Annotated in this window: 16 protein-coding genes; 6 read left to right on the top strand and 10 right to left on the bottom strand. The window is 63.2% G+C overall.

Going from position 1 to position 21,961, the window contains the following annotated elements:
* On the top strand, positions 1–2,208 hold the full coding sequence (locus AC54AG_RS09925; RefSeq protein WP_496630205.1) for a penicillin acylase family protein: 2,208 nt from the start codon (positions 1–3) through the stop codon (positions 2,206–2,208).
* A gap of 166 nt (positions 2,209–2,374) precedes the next feature.
* Here the strand turns inward: AC54AG_RS09925 and AC54AG_RS09920 are convergent, their stop codons facing one another.
* Complete coding sequence (locus tag AC54AG_RS09920; RefSeq protein ID WP_496630204.1) at positions 2,375–3,556, bottom strand: trans-sulfuration enzyme family protein; 1,182 nt, start codon at positions 3,554–3,556, stop codon at positions 2,375–2,377.
* Positions 3,553–4,944 (bottom strand): pyridoxal-phosphate dependent enzyme, encoded by a 1,392-nt coding sequence (locus AC54AG_RS09915; protein ID WP_496630203.1) that lies wholly within the window; start codon positions 4,942–4,944, stop codon positions 3,553–3,555. Before AC54AG_RS09915 ends, AC54AG_RS09920 begins: the two co-directional genes overlap by 4 nt.
* 294 nt (positions 4,945–5,238) lie before the next feature.
* Between AC54AG_RS09915 and AC54AG_RS09910 the strand changes: the two genes are divergently transcribed.
* Positions 5,239–5,787 carry a thymidine kinase gene (locus AC54AG_RS09910; RefSeq protein WP_034755172.1) on the top strand — a complete coding sequence of 183 codons (549 nt, stop codon included), beginning with the start codon at positions 5,239–5,241 and terminating at the stop codon, positions 5,785–5,787.
* 1 nt (position 5,788) lies between these two features.
* On the opposite strand, the gene AC54AG_RS09905 is transcribed toward AC54AG_RS09910, so the two are convergent.
* Positions 5,789–6,061 carry a putative signal transducing protein gene (locus AC54AG_RS09905; protein WP_034755175.1) on the bottom strand — a complete coding sequence of 91 codons (273 nt, stop codon included), beginning with the start codon at positions 6,059–6,061 and terminating at the stop codon, positions 5,789–5,791.
* 52 nt (positions 6,062–6,113) lie between these two features.
* A complete protein-coding gene (locus AC54AG_RS09900) occupies positions 6,114–8,084 on the bottom strand; it encodes a methyl-accepting chemotaxis protein (RefSeq protein ID WP_319991282.1) in 1,971 nt (656 codons plus the stop codon).
* A gap of 520 nt (positions 8,085–8,604) precedes the next feature.
* On the opposite strand from AC54AG_RS09900, the gene AC54AG_RS09895 reads away from it, so the two are divergent.
* Entirely contained in the window at positions 8,605–10,875 is a 2,271-nt protein-coding gene (locus AC54AG_RS09895; RefSeq protein WP_034755182.1) for a carboxy terminal-processing peptidase, read from the top strand.
* A 199-nt stretch (positions 10,876–11,074) separates the two neighbouring features.
* Here the strand turns inward: AC54AG_RS09895 and AC54AG_RS09890 are convergent, their stop codons facing one another.
* On the bottom strand, positions 11,075–12,001 hold the full coding sequence (locus tag AC54AG_RS09890; protein WP_496630202.1) for a LysR family transcriptional regulator: 927 nt from the start codon (positions 11,999–12,001) through the stop codon (positions 11,075–11,077).
* A gap of 106 nt (positions 12,002–12,107) precedes the next feature.
* On the opposite strand from AC54AG_RS09890, the gene AC54AG_RS09885 reads away from it, so the two are divergent.
* Entirely contained in the window at positions 12,108–13,322 is a 1,215-nt protein-coding gene (locus AC54AG_RS09885; protein ID WP_496630201.1) for an MFS transporter, read from the top strand.
* 165 nt (positions 13,323–13,487) lie between these two features.
* Here the strand turns inward: AC54AG_RS09885 and AC54AG_RS09880 are convergent, their stop codons facing one another.
* Positions 13,488–14,171: a pentapeptide repeat-containing protein gene (locus AC54AG_RS09880; RefSeq protein WP_496630199.1), complete on the bottom strand. Its 684-nt coding sequence runs from the start codon at positions 14,169–14,171 to the stop codon at positions 13,488–13,490.
* Positions 14,172–14,480: 309 nt separating this feature from the next.
* Here AC54AG_RS09880 and alaC point away from each other — a divergent pair, with 309 nt between their 5' ends.
* Both alaC and AC54AG_RS09870 read left to right on the top strand, forming a co-directional pair.
* Positions 14,481–15,698: an alanine transaminase gene (alaC, locus tag AC54AG_RS09875; protein WP_034755193.1), complete on the top strand. Its 1,218-nt coding sequence runs from the start codon at positions 14,481–14,483 to the stop codon at positions 15,696–15,698.
* 364 nt (positions 15,699–16,062) lie between these two features.
* The gene (locus tag AC54AG_RS09870) at positions 16,063–16,866 is read left to right on the top strand and encodes an alpha/beta fold hydrolase (protein ID WP_496630198.1); all 804 of its coding nucleotides are present in this window, start codon (positions 16,063–16,065) and stop codon (positions 16,864–16,866) included.
* A gap of 160 nt (positions 16,867–17,026) precedes the next feature.
* On the opposite strand, the gene AC54AG_RS09865 is transcribed toward AC54AG_RS09870, so the two are convergent.
* The 4 genes from AC54AG_RS09865 to AC54AG_RS09850 form a co-directional block, all read right to left on the bottom strand.
* The gene (locus AC54AG_RS09865) at positions 17,027–17,995 is read right to left on the bottom strand and encodes an IS1595 family transposase (RefSeq protein ID WP_496630197.1); all 969 of its coding nucleotides are present in this window, start codon (positions 17,993–17,995) and stop codon (positions 17,027–17,029) included.
* A 110-nt stretch (positions 17,996–18,105) separates the two neighbouring features.
* Complete coding sequence (glpK, locus tag AC54AG_RS09860; protein ID WP_496630195.1) at positions 18,106–19,596, bottom strand: glycerol kinase GlpK; 1,491 nt, start codon at positions 19,594–19,596, stop codon at positions 18,106–18,108.
* On the bottom strand, positions 19,593–21,152 hold the full coding sequence (gene glpD / locus AC54AG_RS09855) for a glycerol-3-phosphate dehydrogenase (protein WP_496630194.1): 1,560 nt from the start codon (positions 21,150–21,152) through the stop codon (positions 19,593–19,595). Before glpD ends, glpK begins: the two co-directional genes overlap by 4 nt.
* Before the next feature lie 42 nt (positions 21,153–21,194).
* The gene (locus AC54AG_RS09850; protein ID WP_319991289.1) at positions 21,195–21,956 is read right to left on the bottom strand and encodes a TSUP family transporter; all 762 of its coding nucleotides are present in this window, start codon (positions 21,954–21,956) and stop codon (positions 21,195–21,197) included.
* Positions 21,957–21,961 lie beyond the last annotated feature (5 nt).

Genomic DNA, 21,961 nt, shown 5'->3' with positions numbered 1-21,961 from the left:
ATGCCAGCTCGCTGTGCCTTGTTTGCCGCCATCGCTTGCGGCGCCGTTGCCGTTCTCCCGGTGCTGGCGGCGCCCGCCGTTTCTGTCACAGACATGGCCCGCTGGCAGGCGCAGGCTGCCCATGTCAGCATCGCGCGCGACACCTGGGGCGTGCCCCATGTGACGGGCAAGACGGATGCGGATGCCGTCTTTGGCCTGATGTATGCGCAGGCCGAGGACGATTTCCCGCGCGTGGAACTCAATTACATCAACGCCATGGGGCGGCTGGCGGAAGTGGAGGGCGAACGGGAGCTGTACCGCGACCTGCGCATGAAGCTTTTCATCGACCCGCTTGAGCTGCAGGCGCAGTACCGCGCCAGCCCGCCGTGGCTGCGCAAGTTGATGGATGCGTTTGCCGATGGATTGAATTTTTACCTGGCCACGCATCCGCACGTCAAACCCAGGCTGATCGCGCATTTCGAGCCGTGGATGGCCCTCAGTTTCAGCGAGGGCAGCATCGGCGGCGATATCGAATCGATCAACCTGGCGCAGCTCGAAGCGTTTTACGGCCAGCAGACCAGGCCCGCCACCGTGGTGCTGGCCAGCGTGGAAACTGGATTGGAGCCGGAGCCGAGCGGCTCGAACGGTTTCGCCATCGCGCCCGCGATCACGAAAAATGGCCATGCGCTCTTGATGATCAACCCGCACACCTCGTTCTACTTCCGTCCCGAAGTGCAAGTGACCAGCGGCGAAGGCCTGAATGCATATGGCGCCGTTACCTGGGGCCAGTTCTTCGTCTACCAGGGCTTTAACGACCGCCTCGGCTGGATGCATACCTCGGGTGGCGGCGACGTCATCGACGAATACCTGGAAAGCATCGTCGACAAGGATGGCGCCTGGTTCTACCGCTATGACGGCGGCCTGCGCGCCTTGAAATCCGTGCCGATTACCTTGCCATATAAACTGGCGAACGGCGGCATGGGCTCGAAAACCATTACCGTCTATTACAGCCATCATGGCCCCATCGTGCGTGCCCAGGATGGACGCTGGGTAGCCGTGCGCCTGATGAACGAACCGTTGAAGGCGTTGACGCAGTCGTACACGCGCACCAAGGCGCGCGATTACGCCGCGTTCTACCAGACCATGGAACTGCGCACGAATTCCTCGAACAATACCGTGTACGCGGATGCGGACGGCAATATCGCCTACTTTCACGGCAATTTCATCCCCGTGCGCGACCCGCGCTTCAACTGGAGGCAGCCTGTCGACGGCAGCGACCCGGCCACGGAATGGAAAGGACTGCACACGGTGGCGCAAACGATCACCCTGTTCAACCCGCAGAATGGCTGGATCCAGAACACGAACAACTGGCCGTATTCGGCGGCCGGCGCCAACAGCCCGCGCCAGCACGATTATCCCGCCTACATGTCCGTGTATGGCGAAAACGCGCGCGGCCTGCACGCCGTCAAGGTCTTCCAGAATAAAACAGGTTTTACCCTCGACAGCCTGATCGCCGCCTCGTACGACAGTGAACTGACGGCGTTCGAAGCACTGCTGCCGCCGCTGTTCGCGGCATACGATGCACTGCCGGCGGGCGACGCGCAAAAGCTGGCGCTGGCCGACAAGGTGGCTTTGCTGCGAGGCTGGGACTGGCGCTATTCACTGACATCCACCGCCACCTCGCTGGCCGTGTTCTGGGGCCAGGAGCTGGCCGAACTGGCAGGGAAACAGGCGCGCGAGCAGGGCGTACCCGTGGTCGATTTTCTGGCAACGGAAAAGGTCACGGCGGCACAGCGGCTGGCCGCCCTGGCGACGGCGGCCGATAAACTGCAGCGCGATTTCGGCAACTGGCAAACGCCCTGGGGCGAGATCAACCGCTTCCAGCGCCTGACGGGCGACGTGGTGCAGCCGTTCGACGATGCGCAAGCCAGCTTGCCCGTGCCTTATGCGTCGGGCAACTGGGGCGCGCTGGCCGCGTATGGACAGAGCAGCAAGAGCACCACGCGCAGGATTTACGGCGAGCGTGGCAACAGCTTTGTCGCGGCCGTGGAATTCGGCCCGCGCATCAAGGCGAAAAGCATCCTTGCCGGTGGCCAGAGCGGCGACCCGACGTCGCCCCATTTCAAGGACCAGACGGCCATGTATGCACGCGGCGAATTCAAGGAGGTGCTGTTTTATCCCGAAGACGTAAGCAGGCACCTGGAGCGCAGGTACCGGCCGGGGGAGTGAAGTTGGTGAGGTGTCGGATTACGCCCTCGCGGGCTAATCCGACCTACCTGCCACGGCATACCGTAGGTCGGATTAGCGTAGCGTAATCCGACAAGCACCGCATTAAATCGCATCAAGTTCGCAGCAGTAGGTCGGATTAGCGCAGCGTAATCCGACAATCCCCCACTCAAATCGCATCCAGCGCCGTGCGCAGATCATGCCGCAAATCCTCGATATCCTCGATCCCCACCGAAAGCCGGATCAAGCCATCGCCGATGCCCAGCCTTGCCCGTTGTTCGGCCGGGATGCTGGCATGCGTCATCAGGGCGGGGTGCTCGATCAGGCTTTCCACGCCGCCCAGGCTTTCGGCCAGGGCGAATACCTCGCAGCGCTCGAGGAAGCGCCGCGCGCCGGCCAAATCCGTGTCCAGGTCGATCGAGATGATGCCGCCGAAACCGTCCATCTGGCGCTGCGCCAGCGCGTGCTGCGGGTGCGAGGCCAGTCCCGGATAAAACACTTTGCGTACTTCCTTTTGCTGTTCCAGCCACTGCGCCAGGGCCAGGGCGCTTTCGCAATGGCGCTGCATGCGGATGGCCAGGGTTTTCACGCCGCGCAACGCTAAAAAGCTGTCGAACGGCCCGGCAATCGCGCCCACGGAGTTTTGCAAAAAGCCCAGCTGTTCGCGCCATTCCGCCTGGCGTTCTTCCGCGCCGACGATGGCGATGCCGCCGATGATGTCCGAGTGGCCGTTCAGATACTTGGTGGTCGAATGGACGACGATGTCGAAGCCGTGTTCCAAAGGGCGCTGCACCAGCGGGCTGGCAAACGTGTTGTCGGCCACGGCGATGATGCCCCGTGCGCGGCAGATGTCGGCGATCGCGCGCAAGTCGGCCAGCTTCAGCATCGGGTTGGTGGGCGTCTCGACCCACACCATCTTCGTTTCCGGGCGCAGCGCGGCCAGCAGGTTCTCGGGATTGGTCAGGTCGGCATAGCTGAATTCGTGACCGGCCGAGCGGCGGCGCACGCGCTCGAATAAACGGTAGGTGCCGCCGTACATATCGTCGCCGGCGACGATATGGCTGCCTGCATCGAGCAATTCCAGCACGGACGAAATGGCGGCCAGGCCCGAGGCGAACGCGAACGCGGCACTGCCGCCTTCCAGGTCGGCCACGCAGCGCTCGAGCGCCCAGCGCGTGGGATTGTGCGAGCGGCCATAGTCGAGGCCCTTGTGCACGCCGGGGCTGTCCTGTACGAAGGTGGAGGTGGCGTAAATGGGCGGCATGATGGCGCCCGTCGACGGGTCGGGCGACTGGCCGGCGTGGATGACGCGCGTGGCGAGGCGGCTCTTGCGGGTGGTTTCCTGGCTCAAGATAGTGTCCTGCGTAAGTGGTTGAGAAGGTCGAAGCGGGTGATCAGGCCATAGAAGGCGGCATCGTCGGCAACGACGGCCGTCAAGCCCCGGTCCAGGGTGGCGCGCAGGGCGGGCAAGCCGCTTGACGGCGCCAGGGTTTCGATCTGCGTTGTCATGGTGGCGCCCACCAGTGACGCGAAATGGGCGGCGTCGCTGGAGACGTGCAGCAGCAAGTCCGATTCGTCGATGATGCCGGCCAGTTTTCCGCCATCGATGACGGGCAGTTGCGCCAGGTCGCTGGCGCGCATGCGGTTGAAGGCCGTGAGCAAGGTATCGTCCGGGGCCACGCTGACGACGTCGCCCTCGTCGTAGCGGCGCCCGATCAGGTCGCGCAAGTCGCCGGACACGGCGCGCTGCAACAGGCCCTGGTCGCGCATCCAGCCATCGTTGTAGACCTTCGACAGGTAGCGCGTCCCCGTGTCGCAGACAAAGGTAACGACGCGCTTCGGCGTCGTCTGCTCGCGGCAGTATTTGAGGGCGGCGGCCAGCAGCGTGCAGGTGGACGAGCCACCTAAAATGCCTTCGGCGCGCAGCAGGGCGCGCGCGGAATCAAAACTTTCCTGGTCCGTGATGGTGTAGGCCTTCGTCACGCTGTCCATGTCGGCGATAGCCGGGATGAAATCTTCGCCGATGCCTTCGACGGCCCACGAGCCGCTCGTGTCGGCTACTTTGCCTGTGTCGATGTATTCCGTGAGGATGGAGCCTTGCGGGTCGGCCAGCACGAATTCGAGCTTCGGCTGCGCCTTGCGGAAGTAGCGGGTCAGTCCCGTCAGGGTGCCGGACGAGCCGACGCCGACGACGATGGCGTCCACGTCATGGCCGCTTTGCTCCCAGATTTCGGGCGCCGTCGTCGTTTCGTGGGCCAATGGATTGGCGGGATTGTTGAACTGGTCGGCGAAGAAGGCGCCCGGCAGTTCGCGCGCTAGGCGCGCCGCGTAATCCTGGTAGTACTCGGGATGGCCCTTGCCCACGTCCGAGCGCGTGGTGTGCACTTCCGCGCCCAGGGCTTTCAGGTGCAGCACTTTTTCCGTCGACATCTTGTCGGGTACGACGAGAATCACGCGGTAGCCCTTGATGCGGCCGACCAGGGCCAGGCCGATGCCTGTATTGCCGGCCGTCGCCTCGACGATGGTGCCGCCCGGCTGCAAACGGCCGTCCGCTTCGGCCGCCTCGATGATGGACAGGCCGATGCGGTCCTTGATGGAACCGCCGGGGTTTTGCGATTCCAGTTTCAGGAACAGCTGGCACAGGCCCGTGTCGAGCCTGGTCACTTCGACCAGCGGGGTATTGCCGATCAGCTTGTATAGCGCTGGCGGCTGGGATGGGGATGGCATTCGATCATTCATGGTGGCTCCTGTCAGAGAAACAACGGCTCCGGATTGTGTCCCGAGCCGCCTTCCGTGCCGCGCAGTGTAGGCGGGCGGACGAGTGCGGCGAACGAATGTTTATATGCTTGCATATGCGCGCTTCGCATATCGGCGGCAAGGTTCGCGATGCGAGTATGCGCCGTTTTTTGCCCGCTTGCCGCGCCAATGGCGCGACTATTAAGCTGCCGCAAGCGCGCCATTGCGATTTATAATCACGCCTCGAAAAGATGCTGAACAGTATCCAGAATAATCAGACAGACAGGGCAGGCGGCAGTGGCAAAACTTTATTTCCGGTATTCCGCGATGAACGCGGGCAAGTCGACGGCCTTGTTGCAGGTCGCGCACAACTATGAAGAGCAGGGCCAGCAGGTGCGCCTGTACACGGCCGCCATCGACAGCCGCTACGGCGTGGGCCGGGTCACCTCGCGCCTGGGCCCGCAGCGCCAGGTCGATATCTTCCATGCCGACACGAATTTCCTCGACGATATTCCCCAGGTCGCCTGTTTGCTGGTGGACGAGGCGCAATTTCTCAGCACGGCCCAGGTGCAGCAACTGCACCAGTTGGCGCAAGTGAAGGGCGTGCCCGTCATCTGCTACGGCTTGCGCACGGATTTCAAGGGCGAACCGTTCCCCGGCTCGGCCTATCTGCTGGCGCTGGCCGACGATATCGAGGAATTGAAGAATATTTGTACTTGCGGCAAGAAGGCCACGATGAACATCCGCGTGGATGAGCAGGGCCGCCGCATCAAGGAAGGCGAGCAGATCAGTATTGGCGGCAACGAAAGTTACCGCCAGGCGTGCGGGCGCTGTTTCTACTCGTAAATTAATCAGCGACGGGCGCACCTACATCGGCATCATCCGACAGCGCCAGGTCGCCCCGCTCGAAGGCTGCCAGGATGTCATTGGCGCGCGCCACGTCGTGTTCGCGCACCATGACGCGGGCGCCGCCGATGGCGGCCGCCAGCAGCATGTCGGCCTGCATGTGCTGGTCGTCCGTCAGCAGCACGTCGATGCCGGCCGCTGCCAGGCAGCCGCGGATGACGTGCGCATCCGTGGGGATCATCAGCCGGGCTATTAAAACGTAGTCGTCGTGCATCGTGTCTCCTGGCAATGTGGATTTCCCCCCCATCTTAGCACCAGGCATGACCTTACAGCTTGAACACACTCACCACCTGGTTCAGCTCCTGCGCCTGCTCCTGCAAGGCGTCGGCGGCCGCGGCCGCTTCTTCCACGAGGGCCGCGTTCTGCTGGGTCACCTGGTCCATCTGGGCGATGGCCTGGTTGACTTGCTCGATGCCGCTGCGCTGCTCTTCGCTGGCCTGCGCGATTTCGGCCATGATGGTGCTCACTTGCTGCACGCTGGCCACCACGGTATCCATGGTGGCGCTGGCCTGGCTCACCTGGGCGTGGCCCAGGTCCACCGTGCTGGCGGACGCCTGGATCAGGTCCTTGATGTCTTTTGCCGCTGCCGTCGAGCGCTGCGCCAGGGTGCGCACCTCGGTGGCGACGACGGCAAAGCCGCGTCCCTGCTCGCCGGCCCTGGCCGCTTCCACGGCCGCGTTCAAGGCCAGGATATTCGTCTGGAAGGCAATGCCGTCGATGACGCCGATGATGTCGGCGATCTTGCTTGACGAGCTGCGGATGGCGTCCATGGTGCTGGCCACCTGCGCCACGGCCGCGCCGCCCGTCGCCGCCAGGCTGGACGAGTCGTGCGCCAGCCGGCTTGCCTGCTGGGCGTGATCGACGTTCTGGCGCACGGTGGAACTCAGTTCCTCCATCGAGGCGGCCGTTTCTTCCAGCGAACTGGCTTGCTGTTCCGTGCGGCTCGACAGATCCAGATTGCCGCTGGCAATTTCACCGGACGCCGTGGCGATTTGCCCGGCGCTGCCGCGCACGTTGCCGACCACTTGCGACAGGTTGTCGCTGATGCGGTTCATGGCCAGCAGCAGGCGGCCGATTTCATCCAGGCTGCTGGTGTCGAGGTGCACCGTCAGGTCGCCGGCGGCGATTTGCGCGGCGGCCGTTTCGGCGGCGGCCAGCGGACGCGACACGAGGGTGCGCACGAGCCAGTACAGCAGCAGGGCGAAGACGAGCAGGGCGATGAAGCCGGAAACGGCCAGCTGGTTGCGCATCTGGCGCGCTTCCGCCGTGATCTCGTCCGTGAACGTGCCGCCCGCGATGATCCATTGCCAATCCTTGAATTGACGGTAATACAGCTGCTTTTCGCGCGCGCTGGCAGCCGTTTCGCCGGGCGCCGTCCACGTGTAGCGCATGGCGCCGTCTTTTTGCGCCAGCATGTCCTGGATGAACAGGCGCCCGTCGCTGGCCTTGAACTCGAGCGCGCTCTTGCCTTCGCTGTTCGGGTGCAGCACCAGGTGGCCGTAGTTGGCGCCGGGGGCCGTGTCGACGATATAGATGTAGCCCGTCTGGCCGATCTTGACCTGGCGAATCTTCTCTTTCAGCATGGCCAGATTCTTGCTGATATCGAGGCCGATGAACAGCACGCCCACCACCTTGCCGCCCGCATCGCGCACGGGATCGTATTGCGTGATGTATTGCTTGCCGAACAAGGTGGCCATGCCGACAAAGCGCTGGCCCGCGCGCAGCGGCGCATAGCTGGGGTGATTGTGGTCGAGCTGGGTGCCGATGGCCCGTTCGCCATCCTGCTTTTTCAGCGAGGTGCTGATGCGCACGAATTCATCGCCATTGGCGGCAAAAATGGTGGCGATCACGCCTGTCTGGGCCGTGTAGCGGTCGACCAGGGCCGTGTCGAGGTTGAGCACCTTGCCGCCGTTGGCCAGCGCGGGCGTGGCTTTGCCAGCCACGGCCACCATGGCGCCCGCGTCGACCGTGAACGGGCCGGGAAATTCGGCCGCGAACAGGCGCGCGAAGCTGGCCGCCTCGTTGACCATGGCCGTATGGAACACTTGCGTGGTCGTCATGACGCTATTGAGTTCGCTGGTGACGGCCGCTTCGGCACGCTGTTCCAGGGCGGTCGAGGTGCGGATGCTGATCAAGGTCGTCAGGCTGGCGAGGATCAGGCTGACGAGGGCAAACGTGAACACGGTAATCTTGCCGCCGACACTCCAGTGGCGGGGGGAGAACGAAATTGTAGGCATAGTTTGAGTCTGGCAAAGGGTAATCAGCTCGGCCATTCCTGGTCATGACATGACACGCGGGGAGGGGATCTGGTGGGGATACTGCTGAAACGGAGGCGCGCCGGCTGTGGGAGCCGCGCACGGGCAAGCTGGATTTCAGGGCGCGATGATAGCATGTTGCTTGCGTTTTGTTACTAAGTGTTTCCCGCAGGAATTAATTTTTCGCGTAAAAACATCATCCACATCAAGAATCGGAAAAACAGCCCATTGACTTTTTTGATTCCAATAAAGCGCTTTGGTCTTCGCCGCTGAGCGGTGATGCAATTTTTGTCACGAATGTTTCACTTTGTAATGAATGAGACGCCATCCTTAATCCGCGTTTAAGCTTCCGGGAAGAAACTGATATTCCTTGGGAGACTGCCAGGCCGTATCCTGTAGAATAATATGCAGACCAGTCGTGTATTCCCCTTACTGTCTTGCTGGCTGGCGCATGAATAGCTGCGCCGCCTGGAATTGATTCAACTAATTTTCGGAGAAGCCGATGAAGAAGCAAATGATGCTGGTCACCCTGGTGCTTGCCCTGTCAGCCAACGCTGGCGCAGCCCAGACGGACAAGAGCGCCGCTCCTCCGCTACCCATGAAGCCGCTGGCCCAGCAAACGCAGGCCGCCTTGTGGGCATCGCGCGTATTGACGCGCGTCCATTACAAGGCCATGCCGCTCGACGACGCCATGTCCGAGAAAATCTTCGACCGCTATTTCAAATCCCTGGACGCGGAAAAACTGTTTTTCGTGCAGGCCGACATCGACCGTTTCGCCCCGCTGCGCACCAAGCTCGACGACGCCATCATCAATGAAGACCTGACGTCGCCGTTTGCCATCTACAACTTGTACCAGCAGCGTTTCGACGAGCGCATGGCGTATGCGCGTGAATTGTTGAAAACCAAGTTCGACTTTGCCGCCGACGAGAGCTACCAGATCGACCGCGAAAAAGCCGCCTGGCCGAAGAATGACGAGGAAGTGCGCGACCTGTGGCGCAAGCGCGTCAAGAACGACTGGCTGCGTTTGAAACTGGCAGGCAAGGAAGACAAGGCCATCCGCGAAACGCTGGACAAGCGCTATGAAAGCTACACGACCCGTGCGCGCAAGCTCAACAGCGAAGACGTGTTCCAGATTTTCATGAACGCTTACGCCATGTCGATCGAGCCGCATACCAATTACCTGGGCCCGCGCGCGTCGGACAACTTCGACATCGCCATGCGGCTGTCGCTCGAAGGCATCGGAGCCGTGCTGCAGACGCGCGACGAATACACGGTCGTGCGCGAAGTCGTGCCTGGCAGCCCGGCCGGCTTGTCGGGCAAGCTGAAAGTCGGCGACCGCATCGTCGGTGTGGGGCAGGGCGAAAGCGGCCCCATCACCGAAGTGCTGGGCATGCGCATCGACGATGTGGTGCAGCTGATCCGCGGCGCCAAAGATTCCGTCGTGCGCCTCGACATCCTGCCGGCCGACGCCGGCCCCGACGCCAAGCACGTGATCGTGCCGCTGGTGCGCAAGAAAATCAGCATGGAAGAGCAGGCGGCGAAGAAATCGATCATCGAAGTGCGCGACAACGGCGTCAAGCGCCGCATCGGCGTCATTGCCCTGCCGACGTTCTACCAGGACTTCGAAGCGCGCCGCCGTGGCGACAAGGATTTCAAGAGCGCCACGCGCGACGTCAGCCGTTTGCTGGCCGAGTTGAAGAAGGATAAGGTCGACAACGTCCTGATCGACTTGCGCAACAATGGCGGCGGTTCGCTGAACGAAGCCGTCGAACTGACGGGCCTGTTCATCGACAAGGGCCCTGTCGTGATGCAACGCAATGCCGAAGGCAAGGTCGACGTGGAAAGCGACACCAATACCGGCCTGGCCTGGGATGGCCCGATGGGCGTGCTGATCAACCGCGGCTCCGCCTCGGCATCCGAAATTTTCGCCGCCGCCGTGCAGGATTACGGCCGTGGCGTCATCATCGGCGAAGGCAGCTTCGGCAAGGGTACGGTACAAACCTTGTTCAACCTCGACCGCTTCGGCGGCAGCGAGAAAGCCCGTTTCGGCGAGCTGAAAATGACCATCGCCCAGTTCTTCCGCATCAATGGCGGCACCACGCAGTTGCGCGGCGTGACTCCCGACATCAAGCTGCCCGCCATGTCGGACACGGAAAACTTCGGCGAATCGAGCTATGACAATGCCCTGCCATGGGTGGCCATCAAGCCGGCGCCGTACATGCCAACTGGCGACCTGAAGGATATCGTGCCGCTGCTGGACAAGAAGCATGAAGCGCGCGTAGCCAAGGACAAGGATTTCCAGTACCTGCTCGATGACATCGCTCTCGTCGTCAAGCAGCGCAAGGAAAACCAGATTTCGCTCAATGAGACCGTGCGCCGCAAGGAGCGCGATGCCCAGGAAGCGCGCGCCAAGGCCCGTGAAAAACGCCTGATCGCGCAGATTTCGAATCCTGCCGACGACCTGGTGGTAATTCCCGATCCGAAGGACGTGCTGAAGGGCGCGAAAGCGGCCAACAAGACCGCCAAGCAGATCGCCGCCGTGAAGGGCGCCTTGCGCACCGACGATGGCCTGCAGGGCGACGAACGTGCGCTGAGTGCCGAGCTGGATGCCGAAACGGCCGCCAAGAGTGCCAAGGACGTGCTGCTGAACGAAGCGGCACGCATCCTGGCCGACGAAGTGGCGCTGATCAAGGCCGACACCCGTCTGGCGTCCAAGGTCTTGCCGTATGCCGCTGATGTGAAGGCGACGCCGGTGGCGGCGACAGCGAAGTAATGAATGCGGGGTCAGACCCGTCGGGTCTGACCCCAGCTTTTGCTTTGGGGTAAACAGTAGTTATTCGTTTCGCGTATTTCTATCATTCCAACAATCAATTGGATTGATATGCCGCGATGCAGCATAATTCATTTGTCTCCTCTATTCTCCTCCAAGAAAATAGATTCAGCCCGCTCCTTGTAGCGGGCTTTTTTTTGCCTCAGATATTGTGCGTGGACAGTTGTACGTCGGGGTGGGCGGCCAGCAAGGCCGTGATCCAGCCGGCGAACGCCTGCAGCTTGGGCGTGGCCAGGCGGCCTTGCGGCGTCAGCAGTGACATCGGCATCGGCGTCGGCGGGCAGTCGGGCAGCACGGCCACCAGCGCGCCGCTGTCGAGGTGCTGGCGCACCTGGTACATGGCCGCCTGCGCCACACCGAGCCCTTGCAGCGCGCAATCGACGCTGGCGTCGGCGTCATTGACGGCGATGGGTCCGGCCATCTGCACGCGCACCACTTCCTTGCCTTGTTGGAAATCCCAGTCGAAGGCGCGTCCCGTGCGGCCCGAATAATGCATGATGCCGCTGTGCACGGCCAAGTCGGCCAGGGTGTGCGGCGTGCCGTGCCGCGCCAGGTAGGCGGGCGAGGCGCACGTGGCGAAGCGCATCAGGCCGACCTGCTTGCCGATGAAGGCGGAATCTTGCAAGGTGCCCACGCGCAAGGCGCAATCGATGCCTTCCTGCGTCAGGTCGATCAGGCGGTCAGTCAGGCTCAGCTGCAATTGCACGTCGGGATACGCGGCATGGAATTGCGCGATATGGGGAACGATCAGGCGCCGGCCCACGGTATTGGGCAGGTTGATACGCAGCAAGCCGCGCGGTTTTTTCGCGTCGGGGCCGCGAAACGCCAGTTCCGCCGTATCGACGGCTTTCAGGATCTCGATGCAGTGGCGAAAGTACTCGGCCCCTTCCGGTGTCAGCGACAGGCGGCGCGTGGTTCGCTGCAGCAATTGCGTGCCCAGATAGGCTTCCAGCTTTTGCAGGGTGGCCGTCAACGCGGCGCGCGGTAAATTCAATGTTTCGGCCGCCTTGGAAAAACTGTTGGCCTCGACGATGCGCACGAAGGTTTGCATGGCCTTGATCTTGTCCATGGTGATTGTTCATCTTATGTGAAAAGTATAAGTCGATTATGCCCTAATTATCTTTGCTCCAGTTTTGCCTAGAATGGCAACATCTCTACCGAACCGAGGAAACAACATGAACAAGGCCTCACCGTCTGCTCCCCACGACATTTCACCCGCCATGGTGCTGCTGCTGGCCATCGCTTCCGGCCTGATCGTCGCCAATCTGTACTACGCGCAAACCCTCGTCGGGCCCATCAGCGCCTCGACGGGCCTGTCGGCCAAGGCGGCCGGTCTCATCGTCACCCTGACGCAAGTCGGCTATACCCTGGGCCTGCTGTTTGTCGTGCCTTTGGGCGACTTGCTGGAAAATCGCCGCCTGATCGTCACTGCCTTGCTGGTGACGGCCACGGCTCTCGTGGTGGCGGCCCTCTCGACGGGCGCGATCGTGTTCCTGGCCGCCGCACTGGCCATCGGTCTCGGTTCCGTGGCGGCGCAAGTGATCGTGCCGTTTGCCGCCCACCTGTCGCAGGAAGCGACGCGCGGCCAGACGGTGGGCAAGGTGGTCAGCGGTTTATTGCTGGGCATCATGCTGGCCCGCCCCGTGGCCTCGCTGGTGGCTGCGCACGCGAGCTGGCACGTGGTGTTTGGCGGTGCCGCCGTGCTGATGGTACTGCTGGCGCTGGTCCTGCGCCGCGCCTTGCCCGTGCGCCAGCCCGTGTCGAGCATGAAATATCCAGCCCTGATGGCTTCGCTGTGGCATCTGCTGCTGGGCACGCCCGTGCTGCGCCGCCGCGCCGCCTATCACGCGGGCCTGTTTGGTGCCTTCAGCCTGTTCTGGACCGTCACGCCGCTGGTGCTGTCCAGCCCCGCGTTCGGCCTGTCGCAAACGGGCATCGCCATCTTTGCCCTGGTGGGCATGGCTGGCGCCGTCGCTTCGCCCATCGCCGGCCGCCTGGCCGATGCGGGCCACACCTTGCCGGCCACGGCCGTTGCGCTGGCGCTGGGCATCGTCGCGTTTGCCTTGCCGATGTTTGCGCCTGAATCGAAACATGTGGCGCTGGGGCTGCTGGTGGTCGCATCAATTGTGCTCGACATGGGCGTGGCGGCCAATCTGGTGCTGGGTCAGCGCGCCATCTTCAGCCTGGGCGCGGAAGTGCGGGGCCGTCTGAATGGCCTGTATTTCGCGCTGTTCTTCGCCGGCGGCGCGGCCGGCTCGGCCATCGGCGCCTGGGTATATGCCAGCTACGGCTGGCAGGCAACATTGCTGACCGGCATGGCGTTTCCAAGCTTGGCCTTGCTGGTGTGGCTGGGAGAATTTTTACCGCAGGCCACGCGCCGCACGGCTTGAAACCCTGATGGGGCCTCATTATCACTGATGAGTATTTCTATCATCATGAAGATAAAGTGGCGTGATATGCCGCAATGCCGCAAGATGCACTTGTCTCCTCTATCTCCTCCAAGGAAATAGATTCAGCCCGCTTCCGTAGCGGGCTTTTTTTTTTGCCTGTTCAGATCAAATCACCACCAGATCGAGCGCGCGCATGAAGTTCGCCGCCTGCGCATGCGTGATGACGGCGCCTTTCAGCAGCGCCGCTTCGCTCAATTTGAAACCGTCGATATCGGCGCCGCGCAAGTCCGCGCCTTGGAACTTCGCCAGTTTGATCGTGGCATTGCGCAGGCTGCCGCCTTCGAAGACGGCTTCGCGAAAGTCGCAGCCGGCCAGGTAGGCATCGGAAAAATCCAGCTGTTTTAATGTCGCCTTGCGGAATGAGAAGCCGCGCAAGTCGGCGCCCACCAGCAGGCTGTCTTCGAAGGTGAGACCCAGGTGGGCCACTTCCTCGAAAGACGCGCCCGTCAGCTTGCAGCCACGGTAGGTGGCCGAGGCCAGCTTGGCGCGCCGCCATTTCGTGTTGTTCAGGTCGCAGCCTTCGAAACTGGCGTCAACGGCGTCGACGGATTCGAAATCGGCGCTGCCGGCGCGGCAACGGCGCCAAGTGCTGCGCGCCAGCTTGCTGGCGAACAAGTTGGTGTCGGCAAAGGTGCAGCGCTCGAAAGTGCAGCCTTGCAAATCGAGGCGCGACAAGTCTTCGCCGTCGAACGCGCAATCGATGAAGTGGCGTACCGGCAAGGCCAGTTGCTGTTCCATGCCGGTGCGGTCCAGGGTCATGCCAGTTACTGCGGTGTCGTGTGTTGCCATCCGTCTAATTCCTAAAGTAAAAAAACAGGGGAGGATGGCGCGGCGGGAAAATGCACGAACCAGAACACCTCCCCGGCTGGTGTAACAGTCAGAGGTCAGCGCCGTGGGTCCGCGTGGGCGGGAGCATGCCGGACTGTGCCGGGCACTTACCGGGTTACCAACCGGTGCGCTCATTTTCGATCAGCCTGCATTGTAACGGCTTGACTACACACTTGCCAGTTCTTGCGAAGCCGGGTTAGTATCGTTGCAGGCACACGCATTGTGCCGACGTCGCTCGGACGGATCCGGGCGCTTACGTATAGAGATACCATGACCGACAGCCAAGCTCCGCGCAGCTTTTCGCGCATCAATCGCCTTCCCCCCTACGTTTTCAATATCACCGCCGAGCTCAAGATGGCCGCGCGCCGCCGTGGCGAGGACATCATCGACATGTCGATGGGCAATCCCGATGGCGCCACGCCGGCCCACATCGTGGACAAGCTGGTCGAGACGGTGAAACGCCCCGACACGCACGGTTATTCCGCGTCAAAAGGCATCCCCCGCTTGCGCCGCGCCATTGCGCACTGGTACAAGAAGCGCTACGAGGTCGACATCGACCCGGACAGCGAAGCCATCGTCACCATCGGCTCGAAAGAGGGCCTGGCCCACTTGATGCTGGCGACGCTCGACCGTGGCGACACGGTGCTGGTGCCCAATCCCAGCTATCCGATCCACATCTGGGGCGCCGTGATCGCGGGCGCCGATATCCGCTCAGTGCGCATGGGGCCGGGCGTGGACTTCTTTGCTGAACTCGAACGGGCGATCCGCGAAAGCTACCCGAAACCGAAGATGATGGTGCTCGGTTTCCCGTCCAACCCCACGGCGCAATGCGTGGAGCTGGAATTTTTTGAAAGAGTCGTCGCGCTGGCGAAGCAGCACAATATTCTGGTGGTGCATGACCTCGCGTATGCCGACATCACCTTCGATGGCTGGAAGGCGCCGTCCATCATGCAAGTGCCCGGTGCGCGCGACGTGGCCGTCGAGTTTTTCACCATGTCGAAAAGCTACAACATGGCGGGCTGGCGCATCGGCTTCATGGTGGGCAATGCGGAACTGGTGGCGGCCCTGGCGCGCATCAAGAGTTATCACGACTACGGCAGTTTCACGCCCGTGCAAGTGGCGGCCATTGCCGCGCTGGAAGGCGACCAAAGCTGCGTGACGGACATCTGCGCGCAATACCAGCGCCGCCGCGACGTGCTGGTGAAAGGCTTGCATGAAGCGGGCTGGATGGTGGAAAAACCGAAGGCGTCGATGTATATCTGGGCGCATATCCCGGAAGCGTATCGCCACCTGGGCTCGCTGGAATTTGCCAAGCTGCTGCTGCAAAAAGCGAAGGTCAGCGTGTCGCCCGGCATCGGTTTCGGCGAATACGGTGATGAATACGTGCGCTTTGCCCTGATCGAAAACGAGGCTCGCGTGCGGCAGGCGCTGCGGGGTATCAAGAATATGTTGCGTTCCGGCGACGGGAAAACGGAAGCGGCGGCATAAAAGTTGCCGCATGGAATGCTTCGTTGCCCCTAATATCACTATTACGTATTTCTGACATCACGAATATAAAGTGGTTTTATATGCTGCAACGCGGCATCATGCATCTGTCTCCTCTATCTTCCTCCAAGGAAATAGATTCAGCCTGCTCCCGCAGCGGGCTTTTTTTTTGCGCGTCAGCATCGCCGCTGTCTGCCGCCGGCAACACCAGCGGCCCGCCGCCAGCCCATCGGGCCAGGCCTTGCCCCTGCAAGAAGATCAGGTCGCCGCCAAAGCTGCAAAAATGACATTGTTGAGTGCTAGTATTTCGACTCGCCTGCCGATGCGGGCAGCTCGTCACCACTCTCCAATAATATCGGGAATCATCATGACCTCATTCATCAAGCCATTGTCCATTGCCGCCGTCGTGGGTACCTTGTTCGCCAGCGTCGTTCCTGCCAGCCCGGCTTCGGCGGCGGGCGCCGTCAAGCCCACCATCGTCCTGGTCCATGGCGCGTTTGCCGATGCATCGAGCTGGGACGGCGTCGCCGCCATCCTGCAAAAAGACGGCTACACCGTCATCGGCGCGGCCAATCATCTGCGCAGCGTCAAGAGTGACGCCGATTCCGTGGCCCGCGTCGTCAACAGCGTGCCTGGCTCCGTTGTGCTGGTGGGGCACTCCTACGGCGGTTCGGTGATCAGCGCGGCTGCCCAGGCAGGCGGCAACGTCAAGGCGCTGGTCTACGTGGCGGCTTTTGCGCCCGATGCCGGCGAGACGGCCGCTGGCCTGTCGGGCAAATATCCGGGCGGCACCTTGGGTACGGCCTTGGCCAAGCCCGTACCGCTGGCCGATGGCAGTAACGACCTGTTTATCGATCAGGCCAAGTTCCACGACCAGTTCGCCGCCGATTTGCCGGCGGCCAAGGCGCGCCTGATGGCGGTCGGCCAGCGTCCGATCACGGATGCGGCGCTGAACGAAGCCTCGCCTGCGCCAGCCTGGAAGGGTATCCCGTCCTGGTTTGTCTACGGCAAGGCAGACAAGAATATTCCCGCAGAAGCGCTGGCCTTCATGGCCAAGCGCGCCAACGCGATGAAAACCGTCGTGATCGACGGTGCTTCCCACGTGGTGATGAGCTCGCACCCAGCGGAAGTGGCCAAGCTGATCGAGGAAGCGGCTGGCAGCGTCAAGTAATCAACCAGGGCATCACGCCAAGATATCGCTGGGGCTTATCTTGCTCATCACAACACATGATTGGCGTGATATGCCGCAATGCGTCAAGATGCATCTGTCTCCTCTACTTCCTCACAGGAATTAGATTTAGCCCGCTCCCGCAGCGGGCTTTTTTTTGCGGCTATGTCACCGTCAGATGTGGGAATCCTCCCAGCGTTGCTCTCAATAACGTTTCTGGCGAGCGGATGCGCCTGGCATCGAGTATCCAGCGCCATCCCAGGTAATTCGGCAGGTAGCGCGTCGCCACACCGTGAAACGGCCCCAGCCATTGCCGCAAACGGCTGTGATAGGCGTTGACGTTCTGCACGTGGGCAGCGCCCTGTACGCGGATGCCGGCGCGCAAGTTGACGGCCTGGTGGCTGATGCCAGCCTCCCTGGCAAAATCCCGGTAGGCGGCATGGCCATCGGTGACCAGCAGCACGTCCTTGTCGATGACAGGTAACAGGCAATGATGCAACTGCGCCTTGGTCAGCGCCCCTTTGCCCGTGATGAAGTCCAAGGTCTGGCCCGTGCGGTCACGCGCCACCAGAATGCAGACCTGTTCATTGGAAATGCCGCGTTTGTGGGCATGGCCGCCCCGGCGGCGCGCCGGACGCGTCATGTTTCTGGATCCCTTTTCCGATTCCAGCAGATATAACTCGTCTGCCTCGGCGATGCCATGCAGGCCATGCGGCCGATCCGTCTTTGCCAGCGATAAAAACCGGTGACGCCAGCGAAACGTGGTATTGCGGTGCACGCCCAGTTGTAACGCCGCCTTGCGCACGGAATCCGATGCCAGCAGACAATCGGCGTAGTCGAGCCACAGCGCCTTGTGGCGCAAGCGGGCCAGCGGCGTGCCCGTCAAGGCATTGAAGGTGCGCCCGCACGGCACGCAGCGGTAGCGCTGCAGGCCGTGCGCATGGCCGTGCCGGTGCAGGTGCGCCGAGTGGCAGGCGGGACAGACCAATCGCGGCTGCGCCACACTTTCCAGCAGCGCGACGGTCGCGTCGTGTGGCGCGTTGCCACGCAGCAGGGCAATGCCTGCCTGCCGCTGGCGCCGGTTCAACTGCGCAAACTGCGCGATAAAGCTGATCCATTCGGCTGGCTGCATGATCTGCTCCCTGCGTGGTGAGTATGCAGAGTCAGACAACACAAGCAAGGGAAGATTCCGGCATTTCCCCTACTTGCCGATGACAGAGCCTTTTTTGGGCCCGACGTTTGTCAGTGTTCCCCGGTACCGGTAAACCGCCGCACGGCCACTTCCCACTGCTGCATCAGGCTGGCCGCCTGGTCGCGTCCGATGGTGGGCAAGAACGTCCGGTCGGCGCGCCAGTGCGACGCCAGTTCATCGGTGCCTTGATACAGGCCGATGGCCAGGCCCGCCAGGTAGGCCGCGCCCAATGCCGTCGTTTCGATCACTTGCGGGCGCACGACGGGGATGCCCAGCAAGTCGGCCTGGAATTGCAGCAGCAGGTTGTTGGCGCAGGCGCCGCCGTCCACGCGCAGTTCCGTGATCGGTGCTTGCGCGTCGCGCGTCATGGCGCCCAGCAGGGCGGCGCTCTGGAAGGCGATCGCTTCCAGTGCCGCGCGGGCGATGTGGCCCACCGTGCTGCCGCGGCTCAGGCCCAGGATGGCGCCTTTCGCCGACGGCACCCAGTACGGCGCACCGAGTCCCGTAAACGACGGTACGAAGACGACGCCGCCCGAATCGGGCACGGAGGCGGCCAGGCCTTCCGCTTCGCCCGCGTGGCCGATGGCACCGAGGCCGTCGCGCAGCCATTGCACCACGGCGCCGCCGATGAAGACGCTGCCTTCGAGCGCATATGTCGGTTGCGCGCCCACCTGGCAGGCGGCCGTGCTGATCAGGCCATGCTGCGATTGCGCGCACTGTTCGCCGGTATTCAGCAACAGGAAGCAGCCCGTGCCATAGGTATTCTTGGCCATGCCCGGCTTGAAACAGGTCTGGCCGAACAGCGCCGCCTGCTGGTCGCCGGCGATGCCGCCGATGATGACGGGGCTGCCCAGTACGTCCGCATCCGTTTCGCCATATACGTGGCTCGATGGATGGACGGATGGCAGCAGGCTGGCGGGAATGCCCAGCCAGTCGAGCAGCTGGGCATCCCAGCAGCCTTCATGCAGGTTCCACAGCATGGTGCGCGAAGCGTTGCTGACGTCGCTTACGTGCAGGCGTCCGCCCGTCATTTTCCACGCCAGCCAGGTATCGATGGTGCCGAAGGCCAGTTCGCCGCGCAGGGCCCGCGCGCGGGCGCCGGGCACGGCGTCGAGTATCCAGCGCAGCTTGGTGCCGGAAAAATACGGGTCGAGCACCAGGCCCGTTTTCGCGTGGATGGCGCCGGCCAGGCCGCGCGCGCGCAAATCCTCGCACAGCGCTTCCGTGCGGCGGTCTTGCCAGACGATGGCGTTGTACACGGGTTCGCCCGTGGCGCGGTCCCATACCACCGTCGTTTCGCGCTGGTTGGTGATGCCCAGCGCACCGAGCTCATCGGCCTGCAAGCCCGTCTTGGCCAGCACTTCGCGGCACGTCTCGATCTGGCTGTGCCAGATTTCCATCGGGTCGTGTTCGATCCAGCCCGGCTGGGGGAAGAGCTGGCGAAACTCGCGCTGCGCCACGGCGACGATGGCGCCTGATTCATCGAACACCATGCTGCGCGAGCTCGAGGTGCCCTGGTCGAGGGCCAGCAGGTAGGTCATGCCGCCACCTCTTGCGCCAGATGGACCGCCAGCCACTGCTGCACGCGCGCCACGTCGGCCGGCGCGCAGCGCAGCCCCAGCTTGCTGCGCCGCCACAGGATGTCGTCGCTGCTCCTGGCCCATTCCACCTCGATCAGATAGCACGCTTCGGCCTCGTACAGGCCGGGCGCCAGCTGCGCGCCCAGGTCGGCCATCGAGGTGGCGCCCGTCAGCAGGCGCGTGGCGCGGCTGCCGTAGGCGCGCGCATAGCGGCGCGCCAGCGCGGGCGGCAGCCAGGCGTGGTCGTGCTGGAAGCGGGCGAGGAAACCGTCGAAATCATGGCTGTCCACCAGTCGGTTCGCCTGCTGCAGGTCGCCGCCGGGCAGGGGCGCCTCGGCCGTCCATGCCGCGGCGGTATTGTCCAGCAGGGGTGCCATCAAGCCCAATGCTTCCTCGGCCAGCTTGCGGTAGGTGGTGATCTTGCCGCCCCAGATATTGAGCAGCGGCGCGCCCGTCGCCGCCTCGCCGCGCGCCACTTCCAGCAGGTAGTCGCGCGTGACGGCCGACGCGTTCTGCGCGCTGTCGTCGAGCAGCGGACGCACGCCCGAATACGTCCACACGACATTGGCGGGAGAAATCTCGCGCTTGAAATAGCGGTTCGCGGCCTGGCACAGATAATCGATCTCCGCCTGGCTGATTTTGACCTGGCTGACCTCTCCCTTGTATTCCTCGTCCGTGGTGCCGATCAGGGTGAAGTCATCCTGGTAGGGAATGGCGAAGATGATGCGCTGGTCCGGATTCTGGAAGATGTAGGCGTTCGGATGCTCGAACAGGCGCGGCACGATGATGTGGCTGCCCTTGATCAGGCGCAGTCCTTGCGTCTTGCCGCCGCCGGCCGCACCGGCAAATTGCGCCGTCCATGGTCCCGCCGCGTTGACGATGGCGCGCGCGCGCAGCGTCTTGCGCTGGCCATCCTCGGCTTGCAGGGTGGCTTGCCAGGCGCCGCTATCGCGGCGCGCATCGACGCAGGCCGTGCGCGTGAGGATGTGCGCGCCGTGTTCCTGCGCGTCGAGCGCATTGAGCACCACCAGGCGCGCATCGTCGACCCAGCCGTCGGAGTACACGAAGCCCTTGCGGTAGCCGGCCTTCAGCGGCGCGCCCGCCGCGTGCTTGTCCAGCGCGATGCCTTGCGAGGCGGGCAAAAAGGCCCGCTTGGCCAGGTGGTCGTACAGGAACAGGCCCGCGCGTATCATCCAGGCGGGGCGCTGGGCGGCGTCGTGCGGCATGACGAAGCGCATCGGCCACATGATGTGGGGCGCGGCGCGCAGCAGCACTTCGCGTTCCTGCAGCGCCTTGCGCACCAGCTTGAATTCATAGTATTCGAGGTAGCGCAGGCCGCCGTGTATCAGCTTGGTGGACGCGGACGAGGTGTGCTGCGCCAGGTCGTGCTGTTCGCACAGCACCACGCGCAAGCCGCGGCCGGCCGCGTCGCGCGCGATGCCGGCGCCATTGATGCCGCCGCCGACGACGAGCAGGTCGCAGTGGGCGGGCAGGGAGGAAAAGCGGGAAGCGGACATGGAAGGTTCGTCTTGTAAAAGTAAAAGGGAAAAGGTGCCGCCTCAGGCGAGCAGCGACAGCACGGGCGGCAGCACGAGGGCCAGGCCGGCGATCAGCAGCAGCACGAAGACGGCGCGGCGCACGTGTTCGATGGGCAGGCGCGAAGGGTGGCGGCGCGCCAGCCACGTCAAGCCCATCACCAGCGGCAAGGCCTCGAGCGTCAGCCACAGGGCCGTCATGCTGAACTGGCCATGCGCCAGCACGAGGACCAGGCGCAGCACGGCATTCGCGGCAAACAGCACGATCAGCGAATGGCGGATCATGTCGGCCGGCCATGGCTGGCGGTACAGGTGGTACACCATGGGCGGGCCGGCGCTGGCGAACAGGCCGCCCATCACGCCGGACACGCCGCTGAAGAACAGAAACGCGGGCAGGCTTGACTGCCGCGCCCGCGCGCTGGCGCGCAGCACCAGCATGAAGGCGCAGATGACGATGGCGCAGCCGAGCAGGAAGCGCAGCACGCTCACCTGCTGCGCGCTGAACCAGCCCAGCAGGGCCACGCCCGCGCCCACGCCCAGCTGGCTGACGGCCAGCGAAGGGCCGAACACGGGCCAGGCCAGTTGCGGGCGCGTGCGGCCAAACGTGATGGCCGCGTTGACCAGCACCAGCACGCTGACCACGTTGGCGACGTCGCCCAGGCTGGCCAGGTGCAGCACGGCCGTCAGGCCCAGCAGGATCAGGCCGAAGGCAAATCCCGTCAGGTTCTGCGCCACGCTGGCCAGCGCCACGCAGGCCAGGAACAGCAAGTGCGACGCCACGCTCATGCCAG

The organism is Janthinobacterium sp. BCJ23, assembly GCF_059617945.1.
This window is presented reverse-complemented; position numbering and strand designations above follow the sequence as displayed.

What these genes read in the sequence shown, in the direction of transcription:
- AC54AG_RS09925 (WP_496630205.1), top strand. Translation starts at nt 1, where the DNA reads ATGCCAGCTCGCTGTGCCTTGTTTGCCGCCATCGCTTGCGGCGCCGTT.
- AC54AG_RS09915 (WP_496630203.1), bottom strand. Translation starts at nt 4,944, where the DNA reads ATGAATGATCGAATGCCATCCCCATCCCAGCCGCCAGCGCTATACAAG.
- AC54AG_RS09905 (WP_034755175.1), bottom strand. Translation starts at nt 6,061, where the DNA reads ATGCACGACGACTACGTTTTAATAGCCCGGCTGATGATCCCCACGGAT.
- AC54AG_RS09900 (WP_319991282.1), bottom strand. Translation starts at nt 8,084, where the DNA reads ATGCCTACAATTTCGTTCTCCCCCCGCCACTGGAGTGTCGGCGGCAAG.
- AC54AG_RS09895 (WP_034755182.1), top strand. Translation starts at nt 8,605, where the DNA reads ATGAAGAAGCAAATGATGCTGGTCACCCTGGTGCTTGCCCTGTCAGCC.
- AC54AG_RS09890 (WP_496630202.1), bottom strand. Translation starts at nt 12,001, where the DNA reads ATGGACAAGATCAAGGCCATGCAAACCTTCGTGCGCATCGTCGAGGCC.
- AC54AG_RS09885 (WP_496630201.1), top strand. Translation starts at nt 12,108, where the DNA reads ATGAACAAGGCCTCACCGTCTGCTCCCCACGACATTTCACCCGCCATG.
- AC54AG_RS09880 (WP_496630199.1), bottom strand. Translation starts at nt 14,171, where the DNA reads ATGGCAACACACGACACCGCAGTAACTGGCATGACCCTGGACCGCACC.
- alaC (WP_034755193.1), top strand. Translation starts at nt 14,481, where the DNA reads ATGACCGACAGCCAAGCTCCGCGCAGCTTTTCGCGCATCAATCGCCTT.
- AC54AG_RS09870 (WP_496630198.1), top strand. Translation starts at nt 16,063, where the DNA reads ATGACCTCATTCATCAAGCCATTGTCCATTGCCGCCGTCGTGGGTACC.
- AC54AG_RS09865 (WP_496630197.1), bottom strand. Translation starts at nt 17,995, where the DNA reads ATGCAGCCAGCCGAATGGATCAGCTTTATCGCGCAGTTTGCGCAGTTG.
- glpK (WP_496630195.1), bottom strand. Translation starts at nt 19,596, where the DNA reads ATGACCTACCTGCTGGCCCTCGACCAGGGCACCTCGAGCTCGCGCAGC.
- glpD (WP_496630194.1), bottom strand. Translation starts at nt 21,152, where the DNA reads ATGTCCGCTTCCCGCTTTTCCTCCCTGCCCGCCCACTGCGACCTGCTC.
- AC54AG_RS09850 (WP_319991289.1), bottom strand. Translation starts at nt 21,956, where the DNA reads ATGAGCGTGGCGTCGCACTTGCTGTTCCTGGCCTGCGTGGCGCTGGCC.